Source organism: Lysinibacillus sp. NPDC093216, from assembly GCF_050280325.1.
GTDB lineage: Bacteria > Bacillota > Bacilli > Bacillales_A > Planococcaceae > Lysinibacillus.
The window spans coordinates 1-20,775 of record NZ_JBNNVB010000032.1; the positions used below are offsets into that span (position 1 = coordinate 1).

At 36.4% G+C, this 20,775-nt stretch carries 19 protein-coding genes and 1 pseudogene; 5 read left to right on the plus strand and 15 right to left on the minus strand.

All coding sequences use genetic code 11. From position 1 onward, the window contains the following. Positions 1–90: 90 nt before the first annotated feature. The 4 genes from ACQKOG_RS23470 to ACQKOG_RS23485 form a co-directional block, all read right to left on the minus strand. Positions 91–858 carry a nucleotidyltransferase domain-containing protein gene (locus ACQKOG_RS23470; protein ID WP_427448369.1) on the minus strand — a complete coding sequence of 256 codons (768 nt, stop codon included), beginning with the start codon at positions 856–858 and terminating at the stop codon, positions 91–93. Positions 859–1,120: 262 nt separating this feature from the next. Continuing rightward, positions 1,121–1,516: a MerR family transcriptional regulator gene (locus ACQKOG_RS23475; RefSeq protein WP_415731629.1), complete on the minus strand. Its 396-nt coding sequence runs from the start codon at positions 1,514–1,516 to the stop codon at positions 1,121–1,123. A 6-nt stretch (positions 1,517–1,522) separates the two neighbouring features. Further along, on the minus strand, positions 1,523–1,840 hold the full coding sequence (locus ACQKOG_RS23480) for a hypothetical protein (RefSeq protein ID WP_427448370.1): 318 nt from the start codon (positions 1,838–1,840) through the stop codon (positions 1,523–1,525). Positions 1,841–2,042: 202 nt separating this feature from the next. Beyond that, positions 2,043–2,192, minus strand: a complete 150-nt coding sequence (locus ACQKOG_RS23485) for a hypothetical protein (RefSeq protein WP_370077883.1) — start codon at positions 2,190–2,192, stop codon at positions 2,043–2,045. A 270-nt stretch (positions 2,193–2,462) separates the two neighbouring features. On the opposite strand from ACQKOG_RS23485, the gene ACQKOG_RS23490 reads away from it, so the two are divergent. Continuing rightward, positions 2,463–2,954 carry a hypothetical protein gene (locus ACQKOG_RS23490; protein ID WP_370077885.1) on the plus strand — a complete coding sequence of 164 codons (492 nt, stop codon included), beginning with the start codon at positions 2,463–2,465 and terminating at the stop codon, positions 2,952–2,954. A gap of 254 nt (positions 2,955–3,208) precedes the next feature. Here ACQKOG_RS23490 and ACQKOG_RS23495 read toward each other — a convergent pair whose 3' ends face one another. Further along, positions 3,209–3,478, minus strand: a complete 270-nt coding sequence (locus tag ACQKOG_RS23495) for a hypothetical protein (protein ID WP_402869903.1) — start codon at positions 3,476–3,478, stop codon at positions 3,209–3,211. Positions 3,479–4,080: 602 nt separating this feature from the next. Here ACQKOG_RS23495 and ACQKOG_RS23500 point away from each other — a divergent pair. Both ACQKOG_RS23500 and ACQKOG_RS23505 read left to right on the plus strand, forming a co-directional pair. Beyond that, a complete protein-coding gene (locus tag ACQKOG_RS23500; RefSeq protein ID WP_370077889.1) occupies positions 4,081–4,398 on the plus strand; it encodes a BRCT domain-containing protein in 318 nt (105 codons plus the stop codon). 308 nt (positions 4,399–4,706) lie between these two features. Then, entirely contained in the window at positions 4,707–5,129 is a 423-nt protein-coding gene (locus ACQKOG_RS23505; RefSeq protein ID WP_370077891.1) for an exosporium protein C, read from the plus strand. A gap of 203 nt (positions 5,130–5,332) precedes the next feature. On the opposite strand, the pseudogene ACQKOG_RS23510 reads toward ACQKOG_RS23505, so the two are convergent. From ACQKOG_RS23510 to ACQKOG_RS23520, 3 genes and pseudogenes are all read right to left on the minus strand, one after another. Further along, a pseudogene (locus ACQKOG_RS23510) lies at positions 5,333–5,452 on the minus strand (LysR family transcriptional regulator); the annotation flags it as partial. A gap of 207 nt (positions 5,453–5,659) precedes the next feature. Beyond that, on the minus strand, positions 5,660–6,385 hold the full coding sequence (locus ACQKOG_RS23515) for a Fic family protein (protein ID WP_402869902.1): 726 nt from the start codon (positions 6,383–6,385) through the stop codon (positions 5,660–5,662). A gap of 301 nt (positions 6,386–6,686) precedes the next feature. After that, complete coding sequence (locus tag ACQKOG_RS23520) at positions 6,687–7,418, minus strand: response regulator transcription factor (protein ID WP_370077895.1); 732 nt, start codon at positions 7,416–7,418, stop codon at positions 6,687–6,689. 134 nt (positions 7,419–7,552) lie between these two features. Here ACQKOG_RS23520 and ACQKOG_RS23525 point away from each other — a divergent pair, with 134 nt between their 5' ends. Then, positions 7,553–9,019: an amidase gene (locus tag ACQKOG_RS23525; protein ID WP_370077897.1), complete on the plus strand. Its 1,467-nt coding sequence runs from the start codon at positions 7,553–7,555 to the stop codon at positions 9,017–9,019. A gap of 346 nt (positions 9,020–9,365) precedes the next feature. Beyond that, on the plus strand, positions 9,366–13,061 hold the full coding sequence (locus tag ACQKOG_RS23530) for a S8 family serine peptidase (protein WP_427448371.1): 3,696 nt from the start codon (positions 9,366–9,368) through the stop codon (positions 13,059–13,061). 119 nt (positions 13,062–13,180) lie between these two features. On the opposite strand, the gene rlmH is transcribed toward ACQKOG_RS23530, so the two are convergent. The 7 genes from rlmH to walK all read right to left on the minus strand — a co-directional run bounded on the left by rlmH (position 13,181) and on the right by walK (position 20,774). Beyond that, positions 13,181–13,660, minus strand: a complete 480-nt coding sequence (gene rlmH, locus ACQKOG_RS23535; RefSeq protein WP_370077901.1) for a 23S rRNA (pseudouridine(1915)-N(3))-methyltransferase RlmH — start codon at positions 13,658–13,660, stop codon at positions 13,181–13,183. Between the two features lie 90 nt (positions 13,661–13,750). Beyond that, entirely contained in the window at positions 13,751–13,915 is a 165-nt protein-coding gene (locus tag ACQKOG_RS23540) for a CxxH/CxxC protein (protein WP_049662644.1), read from the minus strand. A 590-nt stretch (positions 13,916–14,505) separates the two neighbouring features. Next, positions 14,506–15,813: a S1C family serine protease gene (locus ACQKOG_RS23545; RefSeq protein ID WP_370077903.1), complete on the minus strand. Its 1,308-nt coding sequence runs from the start codon at positions 15,811–15,813 to the stop codon at positions 14,506–14,508. 177 nt (positions 15,814–15,990) lie between these two features. Continuing rightward, entirely contained in the window at positions 15,991–16,779 is a 789-nt protein-coding gene (locus tag ACQKOG_RS23550; protein WP_100542654.1) for an MBL fold metallo-hydrolase, read from the minus strand. After that, entirely contained in the window at positions 16,779–17,606 is an 828-nt protein-coding gene (locus tag ACQKOG_RS23555) for a two-component system regulatory protein YycI (protein WP_370077905.1), read from the minus strand. The genes ACQKOG_RS23550 and ACQKOG_RS23555 overlap by 1 nt, the downstream gene beginning before the upstream one ends. Then, complete coding sequence (locus ACQKOG_RS23560; protein ID WP_370077907.1) at positions 17,593–18,912, minus strand: YycH family regulatory protein; 1,320 nt, start codon at positions 18,910–18,912, stop codon at positions 17,593–17,595. The genes ACQKOG_RS23555 and ACQKOG_RS23560 overlap by 14 nt, the downstream gene beginning before the upstream one ends. Continuing rightward, positions 18,909–20,774, minus strand: a complete 1,866-nt coding sequence (gene walK, locus ACQKOG_RS23565) for a cell wall metabolism sensor histidine kinase WalK (protein WP_370077909.1) — start codon at positions 20,772–20,774, stop codon at positions 18,909–18,911. The genes ACQKOG_RS23560 and walK overlap by 4 nt, the downstream gene beginning before the upstream one ends. Position 20,775: the final 1 nt, after the last annotated feature.

The window sequence follows — 20,775 nt, forward strand, 5'->3', positions numbered from 1 at the left end:
TTAAAAAAGATGACGCCTGCACAATACAGACTTCATCTTCTTCAAGTTGCCTAGAGCTTTTTTAAAAATGTCCTTTACAAAGGGTACACTTTATTTTTCGACAGGGCTTTTTATTTTCCAACCATCTATTTTGAAACCATCCGTCTGATTAAATACATGGTTTACTACCTCTTCATATGCCTCCATCATCTTTTGTTTGTCCGTTTCAAGTAATGCTTTTAAAAACATTTCTTTAAATATCGAATCAGGAAAAACATTTTTTAGATATTTTTTAATAAATGCTGGCTCTATAAGATAAGAATGTACTTGATAGTATGGAATGCTTTCTAACTTTAAGAACTGACAGTACTCAGAAAATAAATTAGCTAATGAGTTAAAATACACAAAAGGGAAATCCACTCTTTGTTGTTCAAAACAATCCTTTAAATTATCTAGTGAATCCCATAGTGAATATTTTTTTATTTCTAAAACTGTTTTATTTAGTTCATCATAGTCATTGTTTATCCAATGTTCCGCTTCGATTTTTAACTCATTAAGTATTCCCGTGTTATCAAATAGAATCTTTCCTGTAATGAATTGAACCATGGACATTGTTCTATGGATTTGAAAATCTTCTTGAAAGTATTTGCGAATTTGTTTTGGTGGATTAGCGAAATATTCTATAAGAAAACCTTTAACAATTCTATTCCCTCTCTCTCGCCAATCAACATCTTCAGATAAAATAATATGTACATCTATATCAGAACGCTTTGAAGGATCTCCCGTTATATAGCTCCCACACACGAGTGCCCCTACAACATCATTTCGGTTCTTCCAATCTTTTAAAAACTCTTCAAGTGCCATTTGCCATTCTTCCATAAAACTATCATCACCTTTCTTAAAAATTGAGCTTTGGAATATCTCATATATTCAATATTTATCAAAAAAAACCTTTAACTTTGTAAATGAAAAAAACACAGCATTATTAGCTGTGTTAAATTATAAAAAACATTATCTTTTTTATTGATGTTCCCTTTAGTTATAAAGAAATATATCCGTCGTTTTCAGGATCTTTTGTTCAATTAGATGATTATCTCAATTGTTTTTAAAATGATGCCGTTATTCTAATTAGAACACCCATCTAACCTTTATTTTTTTCTAGTAGTTGCTCCATTTTATGATCAGCACGTAGTAAGACTTGCTTTATTTGTTTAATCTCATTTTCTCTTTGAAGCATTTGCTTATACTTATTTTGAAATAATATTTTCAGCTGTTGAACGTTCTGAATTTCCGCTTCTGTCAATTCATCATTTTCATCAGTATTTTGCGACCATTCAAAAAGCATTTTAATTTCTTGAAGTGAAAAACCACATTGCTTTAGTTTAAGAATTGCACTAATGATTTCAATATGTTCCTCGTTATACTCACGATGTTTGTTTTTTATTTCCGGATGTAATAGACCCATTTTTTCGTAATAACGAATCGTATCTTTACTAAGATCCGTACATGTAGCAAATTCACCAATTTTTATGATCATCACCTACTACACTATAAATTTATAAACCAATAATAGCAGTATACAATGGAATATGAAGCGAACGATATGGTGACTATATCTTAGTTGTTTATTTGTCAATAGCCCTTCCGCAACTGCGAATACATGTAACAATACAAATTCAAGGATTAGCAACACCAGTACCAGAGCTTTGTTTGGTATAAATATCGTTACATGAATACCGATAGATAAAAGTACAAATAAGAATGTTCGTATTTGATATCCGTGCTCTTTCCATTGATACAAGCCTGCAATCCCTGTTAATAATGCGTATACCCCTATCAATACATAAACAATAATATCCATTTACATCACCCCATTCTTTTAATACTTTCACTTTAAAAGATGGAGTTAACTCCATGTCAACAGATTTTAATCAAAAGAGCCACAATCAATCTTCTGGATCTACTACCTATCGTTAGTACAAGAAATATACTGCTGTTGCTAATGAAGTTATAAAGCCAATTCCAACTATGAATAAAAGAGTTTTATAGCTAGCCTCTGTGTCCTAGAAAATGTCAGCTAAACGGTTTTGAATAGACTCTGGTAATAGTTGAAAGAACAATCCTTCATATTTGATATCGAGTATCCCAGCAATGACAATAATAATAATGATGAATAGTAAAAGGGGTTTCTTATTTTTAGAAATCCACTTCAATAGGCTCCCCTCCTTTGAAAAAAGAACATTATAGTTTGTAAATTAAGTATATATTGATTCATGTCATATAGAAACCTAACCTTTGATAAATAAAATCATTATCTGTCACCCAAATTAGAGATGTTACATAAATTAAAATGACGCTGTACTATATTATAAAATTGGTTTTCTTTTAGTAATTGAATTCAAATCAGTTCCTTTGGGTAAACAATAATCAAAGCTTTTGTCTCACCAATGATCGATTTAGATTTTATAAAGAAAGGAATAGCAATGGTAAACTTTAAATCATTTCGTGGGGTCGTTACACAGATTGATGATTTTCCGATCGGGCAAAACGGAGAAAAGGAAGGTTGTTATAAACTTATGACGGTAGAAGATAGTACTCAGGGCATCGTTAATTTTGTCGTCTCACCTTCTACTTATTTTGTAAACCAAGAAATTGTAACAATCGGTGATCAGATTACTGGATATTATGATGGGAATGCACCTGTTCCTTTGATATATCCACCTCAATATCGAGCCCTCGTTGTCGTAAAGGAAAATAGCTTTCAAAATGTCAAAGTCGACTTTTTTAATAACCAATTAGTGAGTAGTGATGGCCAATTACAACTAAATCTTTCTGCTTATACACTTATCTTGCTCAAAAATGGGCAACCTTTTTCAAAAAGCCCAGCAAATCGAAACTTAATTGTTATTTATGGCCCTACTACAAGAAGTATTCCTGCACAAACTACACCATATACAATAATTGTTTGGTGTTAACTAAAAACAAAAGAAAATATTTCCCAGGAAAGAGTTCGATCTTCCGCGTTACGCTCTCTACTAACTATACTTTTTCAAATCGACGGATTACATTCTGTTACTCAAAACATTATGTTTCCTCATCTGTACAACATTTCACATAAAGACCAACAGCGCATTATATACAAGCAAACAAAATGAATAAAAATAAGCGGCTTAAGTCCTTTAGATTATAGGGCTTAAACCGCTTAAAGCATTATTTTTATTTCTTCTATCTACTGTTTGCCTTGCATTTCGTGTAATTGCTGCTTGATTTGCTCTAAGTATTCTTTATTTTGTTGGACTGTATCCAAATGCTCACCAAATTGCTTTGCATTCATGAATGCATTTTCTGCATGTTCGATTTGATTGAAAGCATGCTCAAGCGCTATCTCCTCCGGATGTGACTTTGCATGCTTCAACAAACGCTCTGCCTTTTGGACAGAGTTCCCAAACAAAGTGCTTGGATGATCCTGTTTCCAGCTCATATCTGAGTGCTTAGCCAATTTTGCCTCTTCCCTTCGTGCAAATTTGATAAATAATCTAGATATAGTATTGGAAAATGTGCAGAAAATATGTACGGAAAAGTTAGTGAATATCTATGCATTAATGAGTGAAGAACAAGTTTAAGAAAAAGGAGACCGTCTAAAATGATCGGTTTCCTTTAGCAAAGCTTTTTACTTCACTTTCTAGAATTAATCGCACTCGATACGGTCCTTCAAGTACATTTCCTCTAAAGCGTATCGACTACAAATTTTCTTTAGCCATCTTTTTATTGGCAGTATGATTGCTTTCTATCCTTTTGCCCTTATTTTTCCTTTGCTAATAGGCTAGCTTTTTGGACAAGAACTTTTTTTCTCTCTCTATTCCTTAGTACGGGCAATATTTATAAAATCCTTCTTTTGGAAAAAAGTGTGCGAAATCAATTTAAATTCACATACCTTTTTTATCTATTGGTACAAATATTCATGAAGAACGGATCTATATGATACTATTCTTCATGAATAGTTTAAATGTAGAGAGACATTCCTTTGTTACCTACATCCTATCAATCAATCTCACCTAGAATTCAGGTAAAAATCTTTCATTTCAATTAAGGAGAGTAAACATGAACAACAATAAGGACAACACAGAAGTCATCTTACTTTCTGACCCATCCGAATGCTTGATGCATCCGTTTTATAATAAACAAATCGTCTTTACTGGTGCCCTTTCCACTATGACACGTTCAGAAGCTGCGAAAAAAGTACGAGCTTATGGAGGGATTATGCAAGGGGCAGTTACGCAAGATACAGATTTCCTTATTCTTGGGGACAAACGTCGCGGTATAAGTACGAAACAATTAAAAGCTGAGAAATTGATTAGCCTTGGTCTAGACATTCAGATTATTATTGAGGATGATTTTATTTGGCTCATTTCAATGTAAAAAGAATATCTACCACATCTTTCAAAGAAGATTTGCCTCAAATATAAATTCATCTCATCTAAAAAGGTATGCAAAACAACTATGTTCACATACCTTTTCACATATTTTATTCCTCAAACTTATGAAAAACTTCTCCCTAATAAATCTACATGAGTTTAATTTGAGAGCTTACACACAACATATTTCAGTAGGGCTAAAACGGATTAACTAAACAAAGTTTAAAAAAATAGCACGGCTTAGTTTACTACACAATCGGAGCTCTAATATAGAACATATCTTATAGTATCCTAGCAAAAGGAGGTGATAAAATGGCGCAAGTTCTTGATTACCAAGCAACTGAACCTCTAAGTACGTTTAACCCAGAAACTGCTTTTCCAATTCCACAGGCTCCATTTAGAGTTCTTTTAGCTTCGATTCAAATAAACATCCCAGGCACCGCTTCAAGAAATAATAACGTTGAGCTACTTGCAAGCGTTGGTGTGACGGGAGTTACAAATATTTCTCAACTTGTATTTAGAATCTTCCGTAACGGGAAAGAAATCTATAATACTCAAAATGGCGCAGAATCAGCTGGTTCAGAACAAAACTATATCTTTACATTCCAAGCTATTGATTCCAACTTACCAGCTGGCACTAGCTTCTATCAGGTTTTTGTTGAGAACATTACACCTAACACACAAGCAAATATTGTTGGACCGATTTCTTTTAGTGGCTTAGCAATAAAAAGTTAACGATAATAGCTCTTACCATGCATCTTGATTATGTTTATGCCCAGTACAAGTTTGTGGCATACACGATCATTTTTTTAGCGTGTTGATCGATGAATGAGATGCATGTTTTATATAAAGATTTAAAAAAATAAGCTGTATAGAAGTTATTAAAAATCAAACTTTCTATACAGCTTATTTTTTCTTTTATATTAGAGGTCATTTCATCAATTTTGAGAAATTGTTAAAAAGTATTCTACAACAAATTGGCGAAACTGCTTAGCAATTGGTGTAAAGTAGCGTTTTTCGGACCAGGTTAACCCAATAGTTCGTTGACAAGCTGGTTCCCTTGGGGGCTGGTCAAACTTAGCCGCACAAGGATTGTTTTTACTCATTTACCTTTTACTCGCTCTCATCGTCGGCTGGATTTCAAGTCATATCCAGCATAAAGATCCATCTGTCTAATAAGTACATACTTTTTAGAAAGACTCCTTTCTTATTTCCGTGTTTTTTTGATAACATCGTCTACTCTATAAAATGAAAGTGCTCTATTTTTATACTGCGCTTAGATATAGGTTTAATGAAGATTCTACTTCCGTAGCTACTAGTTCAATAAAATCACGATAATCTTTAGTCGTATGTGCTTTATCTAAAGCATTATAATAAGCTAGTCGGTTTTCTACTTTAATAATAATTGGCGGATATCCTGATTTCATTAACTCTAGGTTTAACAACAATCTAGAAGTTCGACCGTTACCATCAATAAATGGATGGATACCGACAAAAATCGCATGCAGCATCGCACCACGTTCTATTGGATGTAAACTTTGCGCATCCCCTTCATACCATTTCATTAATTGATCCATCTGTTCTTGAATCTTAATCGCCTCTGGTGGTGTATGGACTGCCCCCGAAATAAATACTTGCTGATTTCGGTACACGCCCGCATACTCATCATCAATTCTCTTTAACACTAATCGATGTAAATTTTTTATTTGCCACTCTGAAAATGGCTCTTCTTTTCGCACAATATCCTCAACATACGATATTGCATCTCGATGGTTAATTACTTCTAAATGCTCTCGCATCGTTTTGCCTCCGACAGTAATTCCCTCAAGCACTACCTTAGTTTCGTTTATCGTTAGCGTATTACCCTCGATTGCATTCGAGTTATACGTCCATTCTAAAAACAACTTTTCACGCAAACTTTGCACCGTATATTTCGGTAATGGTCGCTTAGCATCCAATGCCGCCTTCTTTTCATCTATTCTTTCAAACACAAGCTCACCACCTTTTCTTGTTAATTAAATCTTACTTGAAAAGTTAAATTTATTATAGTTTAAACCCTATTTACAGTTTCACTTCTTTTAAGTAAACGGTCGGTTAAATGACGTTAAAGGAGATAAATAAATTGAACGGGCTGAACAATCTTTCGTGTAATTCGATAGTATATCAGGATAGGGCTATAAATAATCATTTTAAATTTTTCTAACATAGGATGCGAAAAATCTGCTAAATAAAGTGGTGGATTGTTCGGGTTAAAATAGCACTTGGTTTTTATCGATTGGCAACATCTTATTTTTATGCTCGAAAGCTTTCTGTGTATTTTAATGCAAGCTGCGTTCGGGAAGTTACTTGAAATTTTCGATACAAATTTTGCAAATGCTTCTTTACTGTATTTTCGCTGACATATAAATAATTGGCGATTTCTGCATTTTTAAATCCTTTACATAAATACATTAACAACTCTTTTTCACGTTGTGTAGTTTGCAATGACTCGTCTGGCTGAACATATTGATGTAATAAATATACATTTTCAATTGTCCGTTTTACATACAATAGCTTTTGACTATCCTGCTCTGTAAATGGTGTTTCCCCTTTTTTTCGCAAAAAGCCAATAGCCGCTGTTGGCTTTTGCTGATTGTACAGATACATAACCATTTCATCTATAAAATCATTTAATTGTAAAAAGCGTTCAACATAATACCGCTTTTTCTTCATCGATATTACTTCATTTCGTTGCATTAATTGAATATCGGGTTGGTTTCGCATATTCACTGGGTGTAAAGGATCATAATATTTATATTCATGTAGATAATTTTGTACCGTATCTGTTTCTACATTGAAACAGATAGGCTGTTCATTTAACTCCCCATCCGTAACTTCCCAAAATACCGTATGCTCATATTGAAAACATTCACTCAATACTTGCAACATATTCAATTTAAAGTCTTCACTTGTTTGTTGCATATTCATATTCGAAATCTTAAACGTTGCTTCTAATAAATACTTCACCTCTTTTTGCTCACACAATATCAATCCCCCCAATTCCCTATTTTAAATCCATATATTCTCGTTAAAAACAAATTATCCTTTCGGGTAATATCAATTCTTTTCATCTCAATTTAAAATGAATTTGTAAGTCAAAACTATAATGAGGTGATCAGATGAAATTACAAGAATATGCTTCATATGACGGTCTTGGATTAGCGGAGTTAGTAAAAACAAAGCAAGTGACACCACAAGAACTTACAAAATTAGCGCTACAAGGTATTGATAAGGTTAACCCTTCGATTAATGCCGTTGTTAGCGTGTTAGAGGAACAAGCTGAAAAAGCAGTTTCAACTTTAAATGATAATCAACCATTTGCAGGTGTCCCATTTTTAATTAAAGAAGTTGTACTCCATGCAGAAGGTGTGCCACATAGTATGGGCAGTCGTGTTGCAGAAAATGCTGTAATGTCTGTCGATAGTGAATTAATGAAACGTTTTAAAAACGCTGGTTTTGTGTTAAGCGGTACTACCACAACACCAGAGTTCGGCTATAATGCAGCAACGGAAGCTGTCATTTATGGTCCAACACGTAACCCATGGAATCTAAACCATAGCCCTGGTGGTTCAAGTGGCGGTGCAGGTGCTTCTGTCGCAAGTGGTATCGTCCCAATCGCACATGGTAATGATGGAGGCGGATCCATTCGAATTCCTGCATCATGCAGTGGTGTCGTTGGCTTAAAGCCTTCACGTGGTCGCGTGCCAATGGGGCCTTATAATAGTGAGGCATTAAATGGACTAGCCATTGAATTTGCGTTGACAAAAACCATTCGTGATACCGCTACATTACTGGACCAAGTAGCTGGACCAGACTTAGGATGCTACTCGATTATTCAAAGTCCAAAAATGCCGTACAGTAAAGCCATTCAGCAAAAGGTACTTCCACTGAAGATCGCCTGGACAACAGAAACAAATTCTGGTGCATTCGTTGATCCGGAATGTATCGAGGCCGTACATAAGGCCGTAAAATTATTAGAAGAATTAGGGCATGAAGTAGTCGAAGCTCGACCAGTTTACGACCAAGCACCATTTTCACGTGCAACGGTAGATATTTGGACAGCGAATATTTATAAAATGATTGTGGGGGCAGCGGAATTAACAGGTAAAACACCTTCACGCGATAATATCGAAGCAGCCATTTGGCAATGCTATGAATATGGCAAAGACTTAAAAGCTAGCGCACTTTTAGAAGCCATTAATACGAATGCACTTGTATCACGTCAAGTAGCGACATTCTTTGCAGATTATGATGTGCTTTTAAGTCCAACAATCGGCACATTACCAGCGAAAATTGGTGAGCTAAATGCGGATAATCCAAACATCTCGGCGATTGAATGGACAGAGCAACTATTCACATACGCGCCGTTTACCAATTTGTTTAACGCAACAGGTCAACCATCGTTATCGTTGCCACTTGCGATGAGTGCGTCTGGCTTACCTATCGGGCTACAATTTACAGGACGCTTCGCAGATGAGTTAACCCTTCTACAGCTTGGGAAACAATTAGAAGAATCTGCTCCATGGAAAGATCGTAAACCACCCGTACATGTGGGTGCAGAAATTGCGGAAATCGCGACAACATAAAAAAAGAAGGTACAAGATTTTTTCTTGTACCTTCTTTTTTGCTAGTTTACGGACATGAATTTTCTATAAGCAACTACACCACCGACTATACCTACAACTGTTGCCTTGATAGGATTAATTGAAAAAAATAATGAATTACTGTAGTCATTTCTCATTTGAAAGTTCTACTTTTTTATTAAATTACTAGGAAGATAGATTTAATCTATCTTTGATAATCTGATACTAATTATCAATAATTCAGAATATTTAAATATTAGGATATTCGGATTGGTCCCCTTGTGATAAATTGGAAATATCACACTAAATCGCAAAGTGTGACAACTAAAAGCAGAGGGGGAAATGAGATTTGAAAAAGTTTAAGTTTACGAAGTTCTTAAGTAGTATTCTAACTTTCGTTATGGTGCTTTCTCTATTGGTTCCATTGTCGAGTGCTAGTGCTGAAGAATCGAAACCATTCAAGCAGGATAGTCAAAGTGAAAGTATAATTCAACTAAAGGCTGCTATCGCTGAACAGCTAAGCTTGTCTAAAGATGGTCCAACTCTACACGAAAGCTTACAAAATGTATCAGGCAATCAAGATGTTGCAGTCATCATTCATTTATCTGAAAAGCCTGTGGCACTAGAGCAAGGAATGAGCCAAGTCAAAGGCCAAAAATTCTCTAATGCCCGAGCAAATGAAGTTCGTTCAAATGTAAAAGCACAACAAGCAAAAGTTAAAAAAGAGTTAGCTACTAAAAAAGTTCAGATGACTCAAGGATACACATTTGATACTGTTTTAAACGGTTTTGCGGCAACTATGAAAGCAAGTGATCTCCCGAAACTGCTTACAGTAGAAGGAATTACATTAATCGAACCTGATGCAATTGTTTATGCATCAGAAGATAATAAGATGAAATCATCGGAACTTATTAAGGAAGATCAATTAGAAGCTCAAATGAATACAAGTAATTCTTTCCTTGGCATCGAACAGCTTTGGAAGGAAGGAATTGAAGGACAAGGAATAAAAGTAGCAGTATTAGATACTGGTATTGATGCAGATCACCCTGAGTTTGCTGGGGTTTACAAGGGTGGGAAAAACTTCATTCCATATTCAGCAACTTACACGAAGCCTCGGGCAGATAACGATGCATCGGAAACATTGCCCTCGGAGCGTCCAGTAGGGACACCTGAATTTAATGAAAAGGGAAGCTCGTTCTATACTTCTCACGGTACACATGTTGCTGGAATAATTGCAGCAATCGGAGCTAACGAATTCGGTATTAAAGGAATAGCTCCAAAAGTAGACCTTTATGCTTACCGTGTTCTTGGGGCGTACGGAAGTGGAGCTACATCTGGTATTGTTAAAGCAATTGAAACTGCTGTAATAGAAAAAATGGACGTTATCAACCTTTCACTTGGCGGGGGAGCTAACTCTGAAACGGATGCCGGTTCATTTGCTATTAATAATGCAATGATGGCTGGAACAATCGGAGTAATTGCAACAGGGAACGATGGTCCAAATCGCGGAACAATGGGCACGCCTGCAACCGCTCGTTTAGGAATTGCTGTTGGTAACACATCAAATCCTGAAACAATGTATAACGGGGAAGTGAATGTTACAGTTGGCAACTACAACTTAACAAAACAGCTTCCATTAATGGGAACCACTTTTGCGAAAAATTTAGCAACACAGCTTCAAGGAGAATTTGACCTAGTTGCTGTTCCTGGAAACGGGGAAATAAAAGACTTTGAAGGAATTGATGTAAAAGGTAAAGTGGCATTGATTTCTCGTGGCAGTATCGCATTCGTTGATAAAATTGCGAATGCAAAGGCAAATGGAGCAGTCGCAACAATTATTCATAACTTTGCTGGTGGAACGAATGCACCGAACATTTCAGGCACATTCCTTGGTGATTCATTTGATTTTCTGCCAACATTTGATATGTCCCAAACAGATGGCGATGCAATTCGCGCTGCATTAGCAGGCGGAACCGGAAAAGTAAGCTTTAGTAAATTTGCTTCCACAAAGACACTAGGAGATGATGTAAACTCTTCAAGTTCACGTGGACCATCTACACCAAACTTTGATATTAAACCAGATGTAAGTGCACCTGGAACAAACATTATGTCAACGATTCCAATGTATAAAAAAGATTTCCCTGATGCAGATTATGGGGAAGCATATGATCGTAAAACAGGAACTTCTATGGCAACACCACATATTACAGGTATTGCTGCATTAATTAAACAAGCAAACCCTGATTGGAACGCGTTCGATGTAAAAGTGGCGCTTTCTAACACCGCAAAGGTTTTAGATAAAACAACATACGATGTGTTTTCTCAGGGGGCAGGGCGTGTAAATGCTTATGCAGCAGTTCATCCGGAAATTCTTGCCTATGCACTTGATAGCGCAATTTTAGATGGAACTGGTGCAGTTACAGAAAACTTGAAAGGTACAGTTACTTTCGGTCCACAATCACTTAAAGACCGGGATATTTCTGTAACGAAACAAGTTTTAGTAAAAGATATTAAAGGGAACGGCGGCAATTATAACGTATCAATTGATGTGACAAAAACATTTGGTGATGCAACTGTTACAGTAGATCAGCCGACATTCAATCTAGTTGGTGAGCAAGTTTTAAATATTACATTAACTGCTTCACAAGCTACGGCACCAAAAGGCTCTGAAATACTAGGGTATATTTACATCAGCGGTGGAGATACAGAAATCTCATTGCCATTTGCAGCTGACTTTGGGGGCGCGGCAGTAACTGAACTTAAAGATTTTAAGATTACAGAAACAGACCTATCCTTTAACGGAGATGGAGTGAAAGACTCAGCTGTACTTTCATTCACCTTAACTGGAGATGTAACAACTAACTATATCGAGCTTTGGGATATTATGAATCCTGAAGGTGGCGAATACGGAGACGGCTACATTGGTTATCTACATGCAGGTACTGCGCTAGGAAAAGGCTCTTATACGCTGAATGTTGGTGGGCAGTACAAACCATGGGGATCAGAACCTGCCACAACGATTCCAGATGGCCTGTATACAATTGACTTCACCGGTCTTGCAGCATCAGGAGTAGTTTCCGGTTATGTTGGACCAATTTTCGTGAAAACGACTAAACCAGAAATTACTGGTTCAGTAGCTGAAGGTGTCGCTACAGGACAGGTAACAGATAAGTATATCGACTACAATGAAGAGTTATATTTATACGGTTTAAATTACAATTTAAATGATAAATTAAAAGCTTCCTATATTTCGACGGTAAATGGCGAAGTACAAGCGCCAGTTGCTTTTGAATTAAATCAAGACGGTAGCTTCACATTCCCAGTAACAGCAGAAACTAATGCTGTATCAGTAATAATTAATGACGCAGCCGGGAATGTTGGTGAAGCATTGATATATGAAAAAGAAGTAGTAGAACCAGTAGTAGCACTTTCTGTAAATCCAACTAAGCTAGACCTAACAGCTGGAGAAACTGCACAACTTACGGTAACAGAAACGTCAACGCCTGCAGAAGGTGAGGCAACAGAGGAAGACGTAACTTCAAAAGCTACTTATGTTGTTGGAGATGAAAATATTGCAACAATAGTAAATGGCTTAGTAACTGCAGTAGGTGAGGGCACGACTACAATTACTATTTCATACGGTGATAATAAAGTTACTGTAAATGTGACAGTTAAAGCATCTGTTGTAAAAGAACCAATAGTAACACTAGAAATTGACCAAGCTCAGGTTGAAACTAGAATAGGTAAAGAAGTTACAGTTAAGATTACTGAAGTAACTACTTTTGATGGTAAAACAACAGAAAAAGATGTTACAAAGCTTGCAACCTACGAAGTAGCGAATGATAAAATAGCTACTGTAAAAGCAGGGGCTGTAAAAGGAAAAGGTCAAGGTAAAACGACGATTACGGTAACGTATGGTGAGCATACACTAACATTTGATGTGTTGGTTGTAAAGCCAGGGAATGGCAATGGCAATGGCAATGGCAATGGCAATGGCAATGGTAATGGTAATGGCAACGGTCATAATGAAATTACCGAGTTATAATTTAATTTCAGTTCAAGCAAAAAGAGAAATTGCACAGCGCAATTTCTCTTTTTGGTATTTATTATAAAGCAATCCCTTTAAAAAGATTATCTCCTACTAGATGCATAATAAAACCGCACTTACTTATGATACGGTTCTCCCTTCATAATCCTAAAACTTCTATAAATCTGCTCCACCAAAACAAGCTTCATTAGCTGATGCGGTAATGTCATTTTTCCAAAGGATTGTTGTTCATCAGCACGTTTCAACACATCATCATGTAAACCAAGGGAGCCGCCAATGACGAACGCGATTTTACTTTTGCCGTAGGTCATGAGGGATTCGAGATCTGCCGACATTTGTTCAGAGGTTTTCATTTTGCCGTTAATGGCTAGGGCGATAACGTATGTATCTGGGCTGATTTTAGATAGAATACGTTCACCCTCTTTTTTCTTTACAATTTCCATCTCTGCTTCGCTTAGCTGCTCGGGTGCTTTTTCATCTGGTACTTCAATTAAATCCATTTTTGCGTAGCCACCGAGACGTTTTACGTATTCATCTATTCCCATTTTTAAGTACTTTTCTTTTAGTTTTCCGACTGATACAATCGTTATATTCACACGTTATCCACCTTTACATTTCATTTACAAACAAATTATCCACAAAAGTTATCAACATATCCACAAGTGATTCCTATATCTTGTGTAAAGTTATTTACTTGATACAAGATATTCTGCAGGTCGTTCACAGTAGCTACATTTTGTGGATAACTTTTTATCCTCTTCGATTTTATCCATAATTGGGAACTCTTTTTGCTCAGCCACAAACATGTCTAAAGCGTGTTCTATATGGTTTTCACAGCTGTATTTTTCCATTTTGCACCTCTTCTTATTTTCCGAAATTTCCACAAACTTATTCACAATTCAGTCTATGTTATCCACAATCTATTGTAACAAAGGTCAGGCGAGTATGGAAGAATAGGCTTTCTACCGCCACTCGCAGTGTATATGTTATTATTCACAATTTTCTAGTTATCCACAATATTTTCTAAATCATCCTTAATAATTCATTCGATGCCTTCGAATATTTTTAACGCATCATTAATAATGTGGGGTTGATTTCCCGTTCCGGATGGGTGCTTTCCTACGGGCGTCCTATGAGCTGCTTCACTCGCGATGCTCGCTCCAGGGCCTCGGGCCAACAGATGTTTTTTGCGCGAAAGCGTAGTGCAACGAAGCGACAGCACCTAGGTTGGTCACGAAGGCGTTATCACAGGACGTGATGGCTTTAGCCTTCGTTCCTCTATTGCTGATCCCCAAGGAGTCACCCAGCCTCCACTCCAATCAACTTATAAAAATGGCATACATGATAACAAATATTAGTATCAACTTTTGATGATAAATAATATCTTTAAATTCACAAAAAAAAATCAGTGGAGATCTTATAATCTCCACTGATTTCTAATTTACAATGAATCGCTATTTGTTAATGTTAGTGATAGATCCACTAATTTACCTTGGCGGTATACTTTCATCGTCAATTTATCACCAATTTTTTTGTTAATATATAAATGCTTGCGCAAATCGATTGATGTTTCGATTTTTTCGCCATCCATTTCAACTATTACATCGTATTGTTGAATGCCTGCTTTTGCAGCTGGAGAGTTAGGCACAACATTATCAATAACAACACCTTTTGTAACATCATTTGGCAATTTTAAATTTTGTTGATAGAATGACGGAATATCCGTTAAGTCTGCTAATATTTTAATACCCATTGTTGGACGTTTCATTTCACCATTTTTCTCTAATTCCTCGATAATAGGAATTGCTGAGTTAATCGGAATGGAGAAGCCTAAACCCTCAACAGAGGATTGTGCAATTTTCATGGAGTTAATGCCGACTAATTCACCAGCAATGTTTACAAGTGCACCACCACTATTACCAGGATTGATTGCTGCGTCTGTTTGTAATACTTCTTGTTGCCAATCTATAGTGCCATCATTGTTTATGTCAACTGGTACAGAACGATCCTTACCAGAAACAACACCTGTAGTAACAGAACCATAGAATTCTAAGCCCAGTGGGTTACCAATCGCAATTACTGTTTCACCTTGTTTTAATACATCAGAGTTACCAAATGTCGCTACTGTCTTAACATCTTTAGAGCTGATTGAAATGACTGCTAAGTCTGTCCAAACATCGCGACCAACTAATTGTGCCACTTCTTTCGAACCATCTGGCATTGTTACTTCTAACTGCTTTGCACCTTCAATAACATGGTTATTTGTCACGATAAATGCTTTATCGCCTTGAACTTTGTAAATAACACCTGAACCACTCCCTGCAGCCTCTTCTGACGTGGTTGTCGGGTTCCAGAATCCTCCACTTTTCACTTCTTGAATATTTGTAATCCCTACAACGGCCCCTGAAGCCTTATCAACTGCTTTCGTAACATCAGTTGTCACTTCTGTTGCAACTTGATTAATAGTTGTTTCATTTTTATTACCATTACCTGCGCTACTTGTTGTTGTACCAGGCATTTGATTAACAAGTCCAGGCATCATGAGCCAAACGAGTAAAGCCCCAATGATGACGCCGATAAAACCGGTAAATAAATAACCACCTTTACCTCCGCCACCGCCTTTCTTTTTATGACGTTTCTCTTGCGTTTCTCGCTCCTCTTGTTCGAGTCGCTCCTGAAGAGGTGACTTCTGTATTTCATCATTTTTTAATAAATCATTATTTTTATCATCATCTTGAAAATAGCCCATTTTCCTCATCCTTTCCCTTATTAGTATTTGCTAGTTGTTACCCTAATATTACAATTCAAACATTAAAATCAGATGAAAAATAAATAAAATGGACATAAAAATGGCTGTTCAATACATTTTCTATAAAATGTGATTGAACAGCCTCATTAAAGCTTCTTTTTTATTGTTTACTAATCATTAAACGGTTACTAATTTCGTCGGCTCTTCTGCATCTGTATCAAGTAAATTTAAATACTCCCCGACAATAATGCCGCAAGATTGCAACGTTTGTGTAACACTCATGCGTGCAAGCTCTTTCATATTATTATCTTTACTTAAATGTGATAAATATATATTTGTTGGTTTTTCAAACACTACGTCACTCATTGCGATAGCTGCATCCTCATTTGAAACGTGCCCTACATCACTTAAAATACGACGTTTTATAGACCATGGATAACGCCCCATTTGCAGCATATTCACATCGTGGTTACTTTCAAATACAAAGGAATCAGCACCACGAATAATCCCTTTCATACGGTCACTGACATAACCTGTATCCGTAATAACAACAAGCTTGCGCCCATCTTCATGAAAGCTATAAAACATTGGATCTGCTGCATCATGGGATACAGCAAAAGATTCAACAGCCAATGAACCAAAATGCTTTACAGTATCCATTTCAAATTCAAAACGTTGCTCTAAAGGTATATCACCGACTAGCCCGTCCATCGCCTGCCACGTTTTGGCGTTAGCATAAACAGGTACATTATATTTTCGTGCCAATACACCTATTCCTTTAATATGATCACTATGCTCATGTGTAACAAAAATGCCACTTAGCTGTTTCATATTGCGGTCGACTTTTGTAAATAGTTGCTCCATCTTTTTGCCACTAAGACCCGCATCGACAATAAATGCATGATCATCATTCTCTACATAAATCGAATTTCCTGTACTACCACTTGCTAAAACACTAAATCGCATTATTCAACTCCCCAGTCTTCCTCTTCAGCCTTTTGCTTGTCTCCTTGGATTTCAATAATTTTCCCATCAATAGCATCAACGAAGTACTCATCTATTTCTCCGTCCGGTAATTCCACTTGTACTTCCCATGTTGGTATCAACACTTGCGTTTGTGTTAAATTACTAAATGTTGAGTAACCTAGCTTCACTTGCTTAATACGCGATTCTGATTTTAATAGCCCTTTATTATAAAGTGTCTGGAAAATTTGAAGTGGTGGTATGACCGTTTCTTGTTCCTCCATCTCTTCGATATTATCAATCATTGTCTGCTCATACATTACCACTTCGTTATCTAAATTCCACTGTACTTTTAATACGGCACTATCATTGTAATAGAACATTCGATTATTTTTCTTCTGGAAGAAGACTGCGACTCTTTCCTCATGATCTACCTTCCATAGTGCATAAGAATCTCCATCTTTAACGTTTGTATGGACAAAATCAGTAAAGCTTGTATCATCGCTAATATTTCGTAATTTCACAGGGTTAATAAAATTAACACGTATATGTGCATGTGTCTCATCAGTGAAACTTACTCGCTGATTGTCATCGTTAACAATATTTTTAAAATTATGCACTTTGCCTGTAATGTAAGTAGCAGATTCATTACTATTCGGCAGTGGTCCATACGTTATATTATCATCTTTTAAACGGGCTTCTATTGTTTTTTCACCTAGTATTTCAACGCTCTGCGCTTCATTATAGCGATTTAAATACAACCAATACAAGAAGATATTTAAGATTAAAAAAACGAATATAAAAATAGATTTTGTTCTATTCCAATCCATTTATGACACCCCCTAATATGTCAGGCGTCAGTTTCGTCGATATACCGTTACGAATAACAAACCAGCATGGCTCTAATGTCACTATTGTACTTTGGTCATAGGTTAAATAGAAACCCACAACAATATCATCTATATCTGATAAAGCAATGTTATTTAGCTTTTTAATCTTTTCAACGATTTCAGATCCTGACGGAAGTTCCTTCATCTCTTTTTCGGATGGAATATCTTTCTCAAAAGAAAAGTATGGACGTTTGTAGCGGAAAATACGATTATCTCCCCAAACGGTTGTAATTCGGTTTATAGCCTGATCACTATAAATCGGTAGTCCATGTAAATAAAGCTGATAATCTAATTGATTATTGCTTGTACTTGTTGAGGCTAAGCGATAATCATCTGTAAAACCGCCGTGTTCATTGATAAATTCAAAGCTATCCGTAAAGAGCTTGGAAGGCTCTATTCTTACACTACTTTCTGCAGCTGGATATACATAGGTTAATGATTTCACTTTCGAATCAATCACCATCCGTGACATTCCATCGTGATATTTTTCAGTAGTTGCACTTTCATCAGTGCGCACGACATTGTTTAGATTTGTAAATACCACATTTTTAAATAATTCAGGTTTCTCTTCGATTAAATACGTATATTTTGCAGATTCAATTTTATCATTTGCAATATATAGTGAGGTAAAGCCATCTCGCTCCACTTCTTTAAAAGTGCCGTATGTTTTCGCTGGTTCAATAATATTTCTTACAAATTGATTAGCATTTTCTAGACTTACACGTGAACCCATCAATAATTCATTGTTGCCACTAATGAAAAATACCTGTAACACTTTGTTATTATAATTGCCCCAATCTATAATCATACGATTGAAGGTTGTTTCAGGTAGATCCTTATCAGCGAACTGAAAAATCGTGTTAAAGGCAGAGTAAGGAATCTCACCAGGAAAAAAGACGGTCATATAATTGTTAGAACGAATCATGTCGTTTACAGAGTCCGCCTTAAGATTATTGTCAATGGGCGTTAAATCTAGGACATTCCATCCCCGAAATGCGTCCATAATATCTATCATTGCACCATTAGATACTGTTCCGGTAAATTCCTTATCAAAACGGTAAATAGCTTTATAAGGACGAATTACATCATCCATTTTTTTTTGTGGTCCGATTAGAATTTCTTTTCCTTCAGTCTGTTCAATAACTTTATAATCTGGCGTGTATGTCCAAATCATAAAGGTTAAAACTACACTTAGCATAACGAGTAGGAATAGAACAACTGATTTAACTGGTTCTATATATTTCATTCCCACTCACCTGCCTCATCAAAATCATCTAAATTAAGTGGTAAAGTGAAGAAAACCGTTGTTCCATGCCCTTCTTCACTTTCAGCCCATATTTTACCGCCATGAGCTTCAATCATTTCCCTCGCAATAGCTAGCCCTAGACCAGTGCCTCCCATAGAACGAGCTCGAGCCCGATCTACTCGATAGAAACGCTCAAAAATACGTCCTACATTTTCCTTAGGAATTCCCATACCATCATCGGAAATCATAACCTTTAGCATATCTCCTTGCGCTGTAAAGCCAAAGCGAATATTACCTCCATCGGGTGAATACTTAATAGCATTAGAAATGATATTATCGATAACTTGTGTCACCTTATCCGTATCGATTTCTACATAATAAGATGCCTCTGGGAATAAACGTTCAAACATCACTTTATCTGACTTAGACATTTCAAAACGATCGATAATACGGTTAAAGAATGAATTAAATAGAACAATGTCTTGATTCAATTCATAATCTGAACTATCCATTCGTGATAACTGCAATAAGTCATTCACTAAGCGGATCATACGCTCTGTCTCTGTTTGTGTGACATTCAAAAATGTTGGAGCAATATTTTCATCTTTCCATGCACCATCTGCTAACGCCTCTAAATAACTCCGCATCGTCGTTAATGGTGTCCTTAATTCATGTGACACATTTGATACAAATTCCCTGCGATCCATCTCTATTTTTTCCTGTTCCGTAATATCGTGCAGTACGGTAATTAGACCATTAATAAAGCCCGTTTCTTTTTGAATAACAGAGAAATTCGCACGTAAAATATACGGTGCGTCTGCTGTACTGAAATTTAAATTCACCGCATCATTCATGTGAATTAAATCCTCAAAACTATACTCTTGATCAATACCTAAAACAGATGCAATCGGACGGCCTAATGTAATATCTCTTGAAATATGCAGCAGCTCTAGTGCGGGGTCATTAATAAGAATGATGCGTCCTTTTCGATCTGTTGCAATAACACCATCCGTCATATTACTAAGGACCGAATCGAGCTTTCGCCGCTCTGCCTCAGTAGTAGATTGCGCCTCCTGCAAGCGATTTGTTAAATGATTAAAGGTTATAGCCAGCTGCCCTATCTCATCTGTACCATAAACCCGTACTTTTCGAGAATAGTTCCCCTTTGCCATCGCCTGTGCTTGCTTACGCATATCTGAAATCGGCTGTGTAATTGTTCGTGCCACTAAGATTCCTAAAAAGATAGTAATCACTAAGGACACTGCTGTACCACCAAGGAAAATACGGTTAATGTCATTCACTTGTTCAAAAACAGATTCAATATTAGCTTCAATGTAGAGTACCCCTACGATTTCATCATCAGGACCTACACCATCTCGAATTGGCGAAGCTAACACCCACACTCGATTTCTTGTTTTATTATCAAGTTTAATGTTTTCAAATAATGTTTCTGCAGAGATAGCACGGCGTACGAGATCATTATTCGAACGCTGTCCTATCAAACTTTGATTGTCTACCTCAGATGTGGCACGAATACGCTGTCTATTATCGATGACACGGATTTCTAAAATATCTCCATTAGAAACTTCTTTCAGCCCCGTGGAAAACTCCATTACAATCGTTTCCAAGCCTTCTTCAAGAGATGGCATACTCTCATCGCGTTCTTTTAACATTTCTTCACGAATGCTATATTGCATCAAATCAACACGTTGAAAAATAGATTGTCGGAAATTTTCTTTTAAATTTTGCTCTAATTCACGCGCAAAATAAATTCCTATTATTTGCAAAGCAAGAAGTATCAACAAAATGTAAATTAATACCAGTTTGACATGAATTGATTTAAAGAAGCTTACTTTCTGCATT